The organism is Bradyrhizobium sp. AUGA SZCCT0105, assembly GCF_018129565.1.
Lineage (GTDB): Bacteria > Pseudomonadota > Alphaproteobacteria > Rhizobiales > Xanthobacteraceae > Bradyrhizobium.
Genome location: NZ_JAFCMK010000008.1, coordinates 223245 through 236121 on the forward strand (window position 1 = coordinate 223245; position 12877 = coordinate 236121).

Consider the following 12877-nt stretch of genomic DNA (forward strand, 5'->3'; position numbering starts at 1 on the left):
GTCAGAACTTCACGTTGACGGACAATTCGGCGGTGCGCGGCATGCCGAGCAGCCACTGCCCCGTCCCGTTCGAGGTCACCGCGTAGACCTTGTCGAACAGATTGTAGACGCGGAACGCAACCGTGGTGCGATCATCGGGCTTCCACCTGATGCCGCCATTGACCACATTGTAGCCCGGCCGCAGCTGGGTGTTGGCGAGATCGGAGTACATCGCGCCGACGATCTGCACGCCGCTATAAACCGACCAGTTCGGCGCGAAGTCCCAGGTCAGCCAGACGTTCGAGACCTGCTGCGGAACGTTGACCGGAACATTGCCGTTGTAGCTGACGACCTTGCCGCCGACCACCTGGCTGTTGTTGTCGTATCGGGCACGCAGCAGCGCAAGATTGGCGTCGACGCGCCAGCCATCGTTCAGCGCGAGCCCGATCGATCCTTCGACCCCGCGTGATGATTGTTGGCCGATCTGCAGTGCCAGGCCGGCAGTGGGATTGCTGGGATCGGGAATGGTCAGGCCGGTCTTGACGATCTCGTACCCTGCCAGCGTCCACTCGCCGCGGCCGCCCCAGAACGACTGCTTGACGCCGATCTCGGTCTGCTTGCCGGTCGCGAGCTGGAAGGTTTTTTGCGAGGTCGACAGCGAGATCAAATTGCTGACCGGATCGAAGCCGACCGCGTACTGACCATAGAACGCGAGGTTCTTGATCGGCTCGTACACCAACCCGGTTCGCCAGCTGGTGCCCGACAGCGTCGTTTCAAAACTGTTCGCCGGCGTCTTGTAGTCGGTGCGATCGACCTCGGGACGATCGTACCGGACGCCGGTGACGAGCGACAATTGATCGGTCAGCGACAGACGATCTTCGGCAAACAGCGCGTATTGATTGACGATCGCGTTGAAGCCCGGCGTCGTCGCCGTGGTCGTCGCGAAAAACGATCCGGGATCGAACACGTAAGGATTGACCGACGACGCGCCGCCATAGGGCGAGTTGTTGGTGTGGGCGAAGTCGATCCGGTTGACGTCGAACCCGGCAACGAACTGGTTCGCGAGCCCGAGGACGTGACCGCTGAAGGTCGCATCCATCCGGTTGCCGAGCTGCTTCTGGTCGTGGAAGATCTCGATGTAGCTGGAGCGGTCGATCAGCTGGGTCTTCGGGTTCCAGGTGTAGTTTTCGATATCGCGCCAGTGCCGCTCGCTGGTCAGGTAATACAGCGTGTTGTTGATCTTGATGCCGTCGGCGACGTCCCACTCGGTCTTGAGCTGGGTCCAGCTGTCCTGGTAGCGAATTGCGCTGTCCAATGCGTTGTAGTTCTTGAAGCGCAGCGCGTCCTGAATCGAGCCGTTGATCAGCGGCGTGCCGAAATAGCGCGACGGGCTGCGGTCGCCATAATCCTCTGACAGCGTGAAGGCGAGATTGTCCGATGCCTGCACCCGCACGGCGGCGGAGACCACCGCATTCGAGGTCTTGTCGCGATCGACCCAGCCGTCCGATATGTTGCCGGTGGCGTTGATGCGGTAGGACACATTGGGACTGATCGGACCGGTGCTGTCCACCGACAGCCGTCGCGTCATGTTGCTGTCGAGCGAGACCTCGGCCTCGTTATAGGGCATGCCCTGCGGCTTCTTCGGAACGACGTTGATGACGCCGCCAATCGCGCCTTCGCCATACAGCACCGAGGCCGGGCCACGCAGCACCTCGACCCGCTGGGTCGACCAGGTGTCGTAGGGGAACGTCAGGGTGCCCGAGCCGATATAGAAGCGTGTGCCGTCATACAGCGTCATCACCGAGTTGCTGCCGGCAAAGCCGCGGGTGCTGAACGACAGGCCGCCATTGCCGGGCGCCGGCGTCGCGATGAACCCGGCCGCGTTCTGGGTGACGGCATCGAGCACATTATGCTGACCGCGCTCGGCGATGGTCTGCGACGAGATGATCTCGACGCTGGCCGGCGTCTGCAGCGGCGTCAAATTGAGGCGACTGCCGGTGCCTCCCTGTGTGGTGGCGTTGAGCGTCGGCGATGCCGATCCCGAAGCGCCCGACGCTGCAGCACGGGGCGCGCCAGCGGTTACCGCCGTTGCAGGTCTGGCGCGCGGCCGCGACGACGTCGCCGAGTTGCGGCTTCGCGCCGCAGGCTTGGGCTTTGCGGATGTCGAGGGTGCGACCTCGATCGGATCGAGCGTGGTGGGTGGAGATGTTTGTGCCGAACCTTCAGCCGGCAGCAGCAGCGATGACAGGGAGCAAACGAGACCGAGGCGCCAACGGCGCGCGGCGGGAGTTGACGGAGACATGGAAAGACTCGCGGTAACGTGGCACGTCACCGCGAACGCGGACTGGCGCATTGCCCCAGAGGCAGTGCTCCGATCCCACCAGGACGCCCCCGCCCGATGTGCTCGCGTGTGACCACGACTGACGGCAGGTCTCCTGGCTCACGGGTCATCGCCTGTCGACGCCTTCCCGGGCGGAGTGGCCCAGTGGCAAATTGACGAAAGGCTCGCCGTTTACAGTTGCGGGGACAGCTGCGGCATTGGGGTTACCCTCGCACCGCATTCCCTTTTGATCCCCGAAGGGAACCGTCGAGCGAAACGATAGGTGGTGCGGGATGGGCTGTCAATTCGATGCGATTGTCGCACACATGCTTTGCGGGATGATGCTGCGGCGATGACACAGCCCGGCCACATCTACTGCTGACGCGGAGAGGTAACCCGTCATCCTGAGGAGCGCGGAACGCGCGTCTCGAAGGATGCGCGGCCCGGCTGGTGGCCGTCGACCCTTCGAGACGCGCTTCGCGCTCCTCAGGGTGACGGAAACGTAAGCTCACATCACCCTGCTTCGACACATCCCTGCATCACCTCATCGATCTCGGCCCGCGACAGCGCGCCCATCTCGGCGATGAACACGACTCGCGTGCGTGGCACGCCGGGCGCCGGCACGCCGCCGGCAGCCAGTGTCGCGCGTCCGCCGGCGAGTTGAAATACCGTCAGCCGTCCCGGCTGCTCCACCGTCTCGAACAATCCCTTCGCCCGCGCCAGCTTCGGCGCCAGTCTGCCGATCGCCTGCTGCAAGCGCGGCAACGCTACCTTCCGCTCCGAGGTCCAGCTCAGCGTCTCGAACCGATCGGACGTCGGCCGTCGCGGCGCGGTCTCGCGCAGCGTCGGCACATGATCGAGATCGGCCGGAAACACCAGCTCGGCCGGCACCTCGCCATGCAGGGCAGCAACGATGACCGCAGCCGGACGCACTGTCCGCACGGCATCGCGGATCGCCGCGCACGCGGCTGCATCGGCCAGATCGACTTTGCTCAGCGCCACCACATCGGCCGCGCGCAGCTGCGAGCGCAGCAGCGCATCGTTCAGCATCGCCACCGGCTGCGTCGCGTCGACCACGCACAGCACGGTCTCCAGCGGCGCCTCCTTCCAGATCACCGGATCCATCAGGTTGCGCACGATGTCGGCGGGATCGGCGATCCCGCTGGTCTCGATCACGATGAATTCGGGACGCGGATCACGCCGCAGCAAGGTTGCGAGCGTGCGCAGCAGATCGCCTTCCAGCGTGCAGCAGATGCAGCCATTGCTCAGGCTGACCACGCCGTCGCTGGCGCCGGCAATCAGCTCCGCGTCGATATTGATCGCGCCGAAATCGTTGACCACGGCGGCGATGCGCCGGCCTTGCGCATGCGCCAGCAGATGGTTCACGACCGTGGTCTTGCCCGCCCCGAGAAAACCCGCGACCAGCAGGATCGGGACCGCCACATCAGCCCCCAGTGACCGGCCGGCGCACCGGCCGGCCCGGCCGTGCCGCGACGTCGAGCACGCCATCATTGATCAGCGGCTGACCGCTGACCACGAGATGCCGCACGCCTTCCGCCGGGCGGTTCATCGCGGAGAAGGTCGCGCGATCGCTGAGCGTCTCGAAGTCGAACACCACGACGTCGGCGTCGGCGCCGACCTGCAACCTGCCCTTGGCGCGCATCGCCGGCGTGCTCGCGGACAGGATTTCCGCCGGGATCAGCGCGCATTTGCGGATGCCCTCGAGCAGCGACACCTTCCTGCGCTCGCGCACCCATTCGCGGATGAAGCGGGTGAAGCAGCCGGCTGAACGCGGATGCGAGGTGGCATCGTCAGGCAGCGGCCAGGCGTCGCCGGTGTAGGGGCGGCCATCCGACAGCGTCCACGGCATCGCGTCGGACGCAATCGCACCGCCCGGATACAGCACTGCCATGTCGAGCAGGTCGCGATGATGCTGATTGTTCTCGATATCGAGCACGTGCCACAGCACCAGCGTCGAGGGTTCCGCGGCCTGCGCCGCCAGCAGCTCCTCGCGGCTGCCGAAGCGGTGACCGTCGGTCACTCGCTGCACCGAATCATAGCCGAGGCCGTTACGCTCCTCGAATTTCGGATCGCTGAAGAAGGTCGCCGCCAGCACGGTCGAGCCGGTGCCGTAGGGATAGGCCTCCACCGTGATCGGCAGGCCCTGCGCCTGCGCCTTGGCGATCAGCGCAACACAGCGCTCGATGTCCGTCTTGCTCGACGAGTTGAAATGGCAGATGTGCATGTGTGCGCCGGTGGCGCCGGCATAGCCGATCAGGCGGATATAGGCCTCGGCCGCGCTCTCGGGATCGATGCGCGACATGTAGGCGACGTGGGTGAAGGTCGGCACCGCATGATCCGCGGCGAGCTGGCACACCGCGGTGAGTTCCTGCACGCCGGCGCCGGGCGCATAGGCGTTGAGAATACCGATGCCGATGCCACCCTCATTCAGTGCGGTGGCAAGGCGCGCGAGGATACCGCCGACCTCGCCCTCGGTCGCCACGTTCTCGATCCAGCGGCGATCGCGCATCGCTGCGCCGAACGATTCCAGCGAGCTTTCCGAATTCGAACCGGTCATCGCGCCGATCCGCGCGAACGCCCAGTTGGCCGCGGCGCCGTAGTTCAGCACCCGCCCCTTCTCGGCCTGCCGCTTGTACCAGGATGCCACCGGCAGCACGCCGGCCTCGAGGTCGAGCGATGTCGTCACCCCGTCGAACGCCTGCATGCGATCGGCCGGTATGGTCTGGCCATGCGCGTGCAGGTCGATGAAGCCGGGAGCGACCACGAGCCCGCTGGCGTCGATCTGCCGCTCCGCGCCGCCGAGCCCGGTGCCGACCGCGGCGATCTTGCCGTCGACGACGGCGACGTCGCCGATCGCGTCCATCCCGCTGGCCGGATCCACCACCCGGCCGCCGCTGATCACCAAACCACCCATCTCGCCACTCCCCGCATTGTCCGACACCGACCGGTCTCTTTTCGAGCACAGAGAAGCGCATCGCACTCATCGCAGCAACCCGGCAAGGGGTCGTGGCGACATGTTCTGGCGGAATATCCGCCGCGCCGTGATGGCGATTGCAGAGAGCCCCTCCCTACGTTCCGGTTGCACGCCGCGATGGCAGGCCCCGCCAGAGATCGGTGCCGGGCTTGATGCGGCTCGCCACGAGTTTCGGCGGCGTGCGGTCCTTGGCGATCGCCGCTTCGACCGCGCGCTTGAGTCTGACGTTGTCGATCTCTGCCAGAAATCGCCGGATGACGGCATCCTGATCCGCGCCCCGACCGGAGATCGCCGCGCACAGCTCCGCGGTCGTCCTGCGGAAGAAGTGGAAGGCGTCATCGGCCGCGCCACCCAACCGGTCGACCTCGCCGGCCACGCCGAGCGCGTGCATCCGATCATCGTCGTCGAGCGTCACCGCGAAGCGCAGGACGGCAAGCTGCCAGGCACGAAGCAGCTTGCTCTCCGGTTCGGTCGCGTCCTCGCGCATCAGTCGAACACCCCGCGCGCCGATGCCCCTTCGGCCGTCGAGGGAGGTCAGGCGCGGCGCGACTATCCTCGCGCGGGAATAGGTTTTCGAGGGGAGCGCGCGCTCGATCGCATAGGAATCGCATAGACGGAGCGCACCGAGTCCCAATTCGCTCAAATCCCCTCGAATTGCAGCCGTGCCAGCCGCGCGTAGAGGCCGCCCGCGGCAACCAGCTCGGCGTGAGTGCCCTGCTCGACGATCCTGCCCTGGTCCATCACCAGGATGCGGTCGCAGGACAGCACGGTGGCCAGGCGATGCGCGATGACAAGCGTGGTGCGATGGCGCATCAATTCCTCCAGCGCGGTCTGCACCAGCGTCTCGCTCTCGGCGTCGAGCGCCGAGGTCGCCTCGTCGAGCAGCAGCAGCGGCGCATCGCGCAGGATCGCGCGCGCGATCGCGATGCGCTGGCGCTGGCCGCCGGACAGCGTCACGCCGCGCTCGCCGAGCTGGGCGTCGAAGCCGCCGGGCAGCCGGCGCAGGAATTCGGTGGCATGGGCGAGATCAGCGGCGCGCTCGACCTCGGCGTCGGTGGCATCGGGCCGGCCGAACCGGATATTGTCGCGGGCGCTCGCGGCGAACACCACGGAATCCTGCGGCACCAGCGCGAGCCGCGCGCGCACGTCGGCCGGATCGGCCTGCCGGATCGGCACACCATCGAGCGAGATGGTGCCCGATTTCGGATCGTAGAAGCGCAGCAGCAGGTGGAACAGCGTGCTCTTGCCGGCGCCCGACGGGCCGACGATCGCGACCTTCTCGCCGGAGCGCACCTCCAGCGACACGCCGTCGACCGCCAGCGCGTTGGGCCGGGTCGGATACGCGAAGCTGACATTGTCGAAGCCGACATCGCCGCGCGCAGGCTGCGGCAGTGCGCGCGGCGACGCGGGAGCTGCGATCTGTGGCCTGACGCGCAAAATCTCGAACAGCCGTTCGGCGGCGCCCGATGCGGCCGAGACCTCGCCCCAGACCTCGCTGAGCTGGCCGAGGCCGCTCGCTGCGAAGGCCGTATAGAGAATGAATTGGCCGAGCCGGCCGGGGCTGATGGCGCCGATCAGCACGTCGTGCGACCCGACCCAGAGGATCACGACGACGCTGGCGAACACGATGAAGATGACGATGAGTGTCAGCATCGCGCGCGCCTTGGTCGAGCTGCGCGCGGCGACATAGGCCTGCTCGACCTCGCGGGCAAAGCGCGCCCTGGCGAGCCGTTCGCCGGTATAGGCCTGCACGGTGCGGATCGCATTGACCAGCTCGGAGGCATAGGCGCTGGCATCGGCCAGCGTGTCCTGGGCGTTGCGCGACAATCGCCGCACCCAGCGGCCGAACGCGACCAGCGGAATCACGATCATCGGAATCGCGAGCAGAACGAAGCCCGAGAGCCGCGGGCTGGTGATCACCATCATCGCGGCGGCGCCGAAGAACAGCATCAGATTGCGCAGCGCGATCGACACCGAGGCGCCGACCGCGGATTTGATCTGCGTGGTGTCGGCGGTGAGCCGCGACACCAATTCACCTGACCGTGCGGAATCGAAGAACGCGGGCGACAGCGAAATCAGATGCGCGAACACGTCGCGCCGGAGATCGGCGACGATGCGCTCACCGATCGTCATCACGAGGTAGTAGCGCGAGGCGCTGGCACAGGCGAGCACCGCGACGACGGCGATCATCACGCTGAAATAGCTGTTGATCATCGCGATGCCTTCGGGCGTGAAGCCGAGGTCGATCATCCGCCGCACCGCGACCGGCACGATCAGCGTGGTGATCGCCGCGATCGTCAGCGAGATCAGCGCGAGGATCGCCCGCCGCTTGTAGCGCGCCACATAGGGCGCGAGCGCAAGCAGGGGCCGCAAGCGGGCACGGCTCTTCGCCGGCTCCATGATCTGGCTCTCGATGAAGGCCTCCTCATCGAGCAACGCGTCGCGCGGCGGCTCGGGGGTGCCGCGAGGGGTCTCAAGCTGTTCGGCTACACTCATTATCTAGACCGGTTCTATTGCCCCCACATAGGCCCGCCGACCCCCGGCTGGCAAATCCGGTAAAGTCCCAATCCGGTGATGGGCTTAAGCCCTTTCTTGGCTTGTTTTGGCGGGCACCATGGGTTATAGAGCCGCCCAAATCCCGTACCTAGATGTCTTGAGACGGGCGCTGGCGCGCCGAAGGAACTGTCATGAAAGCCGATATTCATCCGAATTATCATACGATTAAGGTCGTCATGACCGACGGCACCGAGTACCTGACCCGCTCCACCTGGGGCAAGGAAGGCGACACGCTGAACCTCGACATCGACCCCAAGTCGCACCCGGCCTGGACCGGCGGTACCCAGCAGCTGATGGACCGCGGCGGCCGTGTGTCGCGCTTCCAGAAGAAGTTTTCGGGCTTCCTCAAGAAGGACTAAAGTCCGCTTCGGGATCGCCCTCGCGATCAAACGCAAAGCGCCTCCGTCTCGGGGGCGTTTTTGTTTTGGGCTGCTCCGGATCGGCCGGCCGGACGGACGAGCGCGCGGCTCGCTCCGTGCGTCGTCCCTGCGAAAGCCAGGATCCATAACCACCGCATTCAGTGATGAACGGGATCGCAGCCCCCGCGCGCGCAACAATTGAGATTCGGGGTAATGAGTCCTGGCTTTCGCCAGGACGAACTGAATGTGTGGCCTGCATCCACAATCGTCGTCCCTGCGAAAGCAGGGACCCATCACCACAGAGTTGTGATGTTGAAGAAGGTTGTGGCCCCAGCATCGCGCACCAATTGCCATTTGTGGTTATGGGTCCCGGGTAAAGCCCGGGACGACACTGAGTTTGTTGCGCCACTTGTGAGCCACACATCCGCATTCTCGCGACATGAAGCGCCCGAGTTCTGCACGCGAAGGGCTTGCGCCGTCGGGCAACTCAGTGGCACGCGCGCGAGGCGGACGCCGGTAGATGGACCGCCGTGACCCTACCGATCCTGGAAGGCGAGCCGCGCGCCGAGTGCGACCAGGATACTGCCGCCGATCCGCTGCATGATCCGCTGCGACCTGCGGGAGCGCTGCAGCTTCGACATCACGGCGCTGGCGAAGAACACGCAGACGATATCGACCGCCGAGAACGTCAAATTGACTGTCGTGCCGAGCAGGAACAGCTGGGCCCAGACCGGCAGGCTAGCCGACACATCGACGAACTGCGGCAGGAACGCCAGGAAGAAGATCGCAGTTTTCGGATTGAGCACCTCGACGACGATGCTCTGCGCGAACGCGCGCTCCGCGGAAAGCGGCGCAAGCTCAGGGCGCTTTGTACTGTCGCGATCGCGAAACAGCGACAGCCCGAGCCAGACCAGATAGGCCGCACCGGCGAGCTTCATCGCTGTGAATAGCGGCGGCACCGCATGAAACAGAAGCGCTAGGCCGGCGGCCGCGGCGATGACATGAACGTAGCCGCCGAGATGCAGGCCAAGCGAGGCCATCAGCCCGGCACGTCGGCCGCCCGCCAAAGTGCGGGCCGCGGCATACAGCATGGCCGGCCCCGGAATCAGCGCGAAGGTCGCGGTCGTGATCGCAAAGGCAAGGTACAATTCCATCGAAGGCTTTCGTCAGTTCGCCGGGATCATCGCCGCGACTTCGTGATCAACGGGATTGTCGCTGGCGCCTAGGCCCGCGATGACACCGGCGCGATCCTCGAGCTTGCGGTTCTGACTCATCTTCTTCTTGGCGTCGATCCGTGTGATCGGCATCCGGAAGCCGACGATGCCGCGCAGCTGCGCCTTGATGAAATCATCGGGCGCATCGCTGACCTGCCAGACTTCCTTGCGCGTACTCTCGTGCAACCGGGTCAGTCGCGTCACGACATCGAGCAGCCGGTCCGCATCCTCGAAGAACTCGGCCGCACCGTAGGCGTGCAAGGCGAGGTAATTCCAGGTCGGCACCACCTTGCCGTGCTCGGCCTTGGTCACATACCAGGACGGCGTCACATAGGCGTCGGGCCCCATGAAGATCGCCATCGCCTCACCCACGGCGGGCAGCTTCCATTGCGGATTGGGCCGCGCGACGTGACCGTACAGCGTGCCGTAACCGCCCTCGTTTTCATTGAGGATCAGCGGCAGCGGCGTTCCGATCAGCCCGTCCGCGGTCGCGGTAACCAGTGTCGCGAGCTTTGAGGCCCGCATCGCGGCGTGGATCGGGCCGAGCTCATCCATCTTGAAATGCGGCGGCAGGTACATGGCAGGCCTCTTGGCAAACCTCATCGAATTGTTGCTCGCACAATAGCGCCGAAGTGGCCTATGATAAGGGCCACTTTCGATCATCATGACTGGTCCACTATGCCCCGTCTGCGCGCCACCATCAGCATCCCCTCGCTGCGGGCGGTCGACCACGCCGCCGGACAGGTCGGACGCCAGATCGCGCAGGCGCTGCGCGCCGCCATCGCCAATGGCGAACTGAAGGCCGGCGAATATCTGCCGTCGACCCGCGCGCTGTCGACCTCGCTCGGCGTTGCGCGCGGCACGGTCACGGAGGCGTTTGAGCAGTTGCAGGCCGAGGGCTATCTGCAATCGCAGGTCGGCGCCGGCACCCGCGTCGCGGCGACGCTCGCCGAGCAAGCCCAGCCGGTCCGCCCGCCGGCCGGTCGCAGCCCGAACAAGCCTGCGCCGATCGAGTTGCCGCCGCGCGCGGTGCGGCTTGCCAAGGTGGTGACGGCCTTCACGCCGATGCCGGAAGTCCCGTTTGCGATCGCAGTCCCCGGCGGCGCCGTCGCGCCCGACGACAATTGGCGCCGCCTCGGCAACCGCGTGCGCGCATCCCGCGCGGCAGCGCCGGCAAGCTATGGCGATCCACGCGGCCTGATGGCGCTGCGGCAGGCGATCGCCGACTATGTGCGCAAATCCCGCGCGGTGCATTGCGAACCCGGGCAGGTCGTGATCACGGCCGGCACGCAGCAGGGCCTCTACCTCGCCGGCCGCGTGCTGCTGTCTGCGGGCGATCGGGTCTGGGCCGAGGATCCGGCCTATCCCGGCATGACCGCCGTGCTCGACGATCTCGATCTCGTCACCACCCGCGTGAGCGTCGATGCGCAGGGCATCGACGTCGACGCCGCCATCGCAGCGTGCCCGAATGCGCACGCGGCTTTCGTGACGCCTTCGCATCAGTACCCGCTGGGCATGCCGATGAGCATGGCCCGCCGCAACGCGCTGGTGGCGTGGGCGCAGCGAAGCAATGCGTGGATCGTCGAGGACGACTATGACAGCGAGCTGCGCTATGCGGGTCACCCTTTCCCGTCGATGCAAGGCCTCGCGCCGTCGCGCGTGATTTATCTCGGCACGCTAAGCAAGGTGCTGTTTCCTTCGCTGCGGCTCGGCTACGTCGTGGCGCCGCTGCCGCTGATCGACGCCTTCGCCGGCGCGCGGGCGCTGCTCGACCGACATTCACCGACCGCCGACCAGCATGTGCTGGCGGCCTACATGCGCGAGGGACTGTTCGAAGCGCATATCCGGCGCATTCGCGGCGTCTATGCCGCGCGCCGCGCGACGCTGATCTCGGCGCTTGCGCGTCACATGCCTGATGATTTCACGCTGCAGCCGAGCGACCAGGGCATGCATCTGTTGCTGTGGATGCCGCAAGACTTCGATGATGTGCAACTGGCGAAGGCCGCACTTGCCGACGGCATCGTCGTGCGACCGATTTCACCGATGTACGAGGCGGCAGCGCGCCCCGGCCTGATGCTCGGCTTCGGTGGATTCGAACCGGAAGAACTGGAGACGGCAGCGATACGGCTGCGACAGATGATCGATCAGCACACACAGCGGCGGGCCAAGCCACGCCGCACCGAGGTCTCACACTGAGCTGACTGTTCGTATCTTACTGCTCGAACGCAGCCTTGAGCCGGTTGAGCTGCGGCACCAGCGGGTTGCCGATCGACGAACGATCCGGCGCCGGCGCATGGATCGTGGTGTCGAGGCGGCGGACGCGCGCCTGCAGATCCATCGAGCGGGCGATCAGCTGCTGCAATTGCTCCGGCAGCTTGGTCACCATGTCGACCGGGCCGGGATCGGCGGCCGACAGCTTCACCTTGGTCTTCTCGCGATTGGCCTGGGTCAGCGTCATCTCGCCTTCCTTGACCGCGCGATGCAGCAGCAGCCACGACGCGAGCTGCATCAGCCGCGTGGTCAGGCGCATGCTCTCGGTGGCATAGGTCAGGCTGACGGAGCGTTCCAGCGCCTTGGCCTCGGCACGGCCGTCGCCGTCGAGATAGGCGGCGGTCTGCTCGACCAGATCCATGCCTTCCCGGAACAGCACGCCAAATGCCGCAGAATTGGTCAGCCGTTCACTGAACAGCACAAGCCCGGCTTCGTTCTGGGAACGATCCGCCATGGTTAACGCCCTCACACCATCGTAACGCCCGCTGGCATCTGACGCGCCAGCTTATGATGAACAAATCATTGCGCGGGCGCGCCGAAGAGTCCAGCCGCAACCGGATTTATGGTTTCCAACGGATAGGACGCACAAAAAAGAGCCGCCGTTTCCGGCGGCTTTTGAAGTTGATAACAGGGAGGCGTCAAACAGAGTGGACAGGAGCCACTCGGTGTCCAAACGAGGACAATGCAGTCATAATCGAGAAAGCTTAACCGATCGTAAATGAACGGATTTCTTCAGGCTTTGTTTGCCATGTCGGCCATTGACCTAGTTTGGGACAGGTGCAGCTGACGCATGCTGCGAAACGCGTAGCCCGGATGAAGCGCAGCGAAATCCGGGAACGGTCGATCCGCGGATAGCGCGGCCCCGGATTGCGCTTCGCTTCATCCGGGCTACGGGACTCGCTTGTCCGGGACGACGTAATGGCTACGACTTGAAGAACGCGTTCGCGGCGTCCTTCGACGCGCGCTTCTTCGTCATCGCCTCTTTCAGGCGATCGACTTCGGTCGTGAGCAGCGCGATACGCTCGGTCAATTCCTCGACCGACAGCAGCGAGAGTTCCTGTCCGATCTCGTGGGTGATCTTCTTCCGCGGCCGGTCCTCATCCTCAATCGGCATGTGTCCTCCCCGCGATGACGATCTGGCGCCTTGCGTCCAGAGCTGGTAATGTCCTTGTGCAGGAGAATT

The 12877-nt window shown here is 65.5% G+C and carries 11 protein-coding genes and 1 riboswitch; of the genes, 2 read left to right on the top strand and 9 right to left on the bottom strand.

Annotation, left to right across the window (positions count from 1 at the left end; genetic code table 11):
- Position 1: 1 nt before the first annotated feature.
- The 5 genes from JQ573_RS32060 to JQ573_RS32080 all read right to left on the bottom strand — a co-directional run bounded on the left by JQ573_RS32060 (position 2) and on the right by JQ573_RS32080 (position 7790).
- Positions 2 to 2281 (bottom strand): TonB-dependent siderophore receptor, encoded by a 2280-nt coding sequence (locus tag JQ573_RS32060; protein WP_212318336.1) that lies wholly within the window; start codon positions 2279 to 2281, stop codon positions 2 to 4.
- Positions 2282 to 2386: 105 nt separating this feature from the next.
- Positions 2387 to 2583: riboswitch (cobalamin riboswitch) on the bottom strand.
- Between the two features lie 229 nt (positions 2584 to 2812).
- Positions 2813 to 3742, bottom strand: coding sequence for a GTP-binding protein (locus JQ573_RS32065; RefSeq protein ID WP_212318338.1), 930 nt, complete (start codon positions 3740 to 3742; stop codon positions 2813 to 2815).
- Between the two features lies 1 nt (position 3743).
- On the bottom strand, positions 3744 to 5234 hold the full coding sequence (locus JQ573_RS32070; protein ID WP_212318340.1) for an amidohydrolase family protein: 1491 nt from the start codon (positions 5232 to 5234) through the stop codon (positions 3744 to 3746).
- Positions 5235 to 5388: 154 nt separating this feature from the next.
- Positions 5389 to 5781 (bottom strand): hypothetical protein, encoded by a 393-nt coding sequence (locus tag JQ573_RS32075; protein ID WP_249132585.1) that lies wholly within the window; start codon positions 5779 to 5781, stop codon positions 5389 to 5391.
- A 152-nt stretch (positions 5782 to 5933) separates the two neighbouring features.
- Positions 5934 to 7790, bottom strand: a complete 1857-nt coding sequence (locus tag JQ573_RS32080; RefSeq protein ID WP_212318344.1) for an ABC transporter ATP-binding protein/permease — start codon at positions 7788 to 7790, stop codon at positions 5934 to 5936.
- Positions 7791 to 7981: 191 nt separating this feature from the next.
- Between JQ573_RS32080 and rpmE the strand changes: the two genes are divergently transcribed.
- The gene (gene rpmE, locus JQ573_RS32085; protein ID WP_016845230.1) at positions 7982 to 8209 is read left to right on the top strand and encodes a 50S ribosomal protein L31; all 228 of its coding nucleotides are present in this window, start codon (positions 7982 to 7984) and stop codon (positions 8207 to 8209) included.
- Between the two features lie 536 nt (positions 8210 to 8745).
- Here the strand turns inward: rpmE and JQ573_RS32090 are convergent.
- The gene (locus tag JQ573_RS32090) at positions 8746 to 9363 is read right to left on the bottom strand and encodes a LysE family translocator (protein WP_212318346.1); all 618 of its coding nucleotides are present in this window, start codon (positions 9361 to 9363) and stop codon (positions 8746 to 8748) included.
- Positions 9364 to 9375: 12 nt separating this feature from the next.
- On the bottom strand, positions 9376 to 10002 hold the full coding sequence (locus JQ573_RS32095) for an FMN-binding negative transcriptional regulator (RefSeq protein ID WP_212318348.1): 627 nt from the start codon (positions 10000 to 10002) through the stop codon (positions 9376 to 9378).
- A 99-nt stretch (positions 10003 to 10101) separates the two neighbouring features.
- On the opposite strand from JQ573_RS32095, the gene JQ573_RS32100 reads away from it, so the two are divergent.
- Entirely contained in the window at positions 10102 to 11619 is a 1518-nt protein-coding gene (locus tag JQ573_RS32100) for a PLP-dependent aminotransferase family protein (protein WP_212318350.1), read from the top strand.
- 16 nt (positions 11620 to 11635) lie between these two features.
- Here JQ573_RS32100 and JQ573_RS32105 read toward each other — a convergent pair whose 3' ends face one another.
- Positions 11636 to 12148 carry a DUF1465 family protein gene (locus JQ573_RS32105; protein ID WP_092123179.1) on the bottom strand — a complete coding sequence of 171 codons (513 nt, stop codon included), beginning with the start codon at positions 12146 to 12148 and terminating at the stop codon, positions 11636 to 11638.
- A 468-nt stretch (positions 12149 to 12616) separates the two neighbouring features.
- Positions 12617 to 12808 (bottom strand): DUF1192 domain-containing protein, encoded by a 192-nt coding sequence (locus JQ573_RS32110; RefSeq protein WP_212318352.1) that lies wholly within the window; start codon positions 12806 to 12808, stop codon positions 12617 to 12619.
- Positions 12809 to 12877 lie beyond the last annotated feature (69 nt).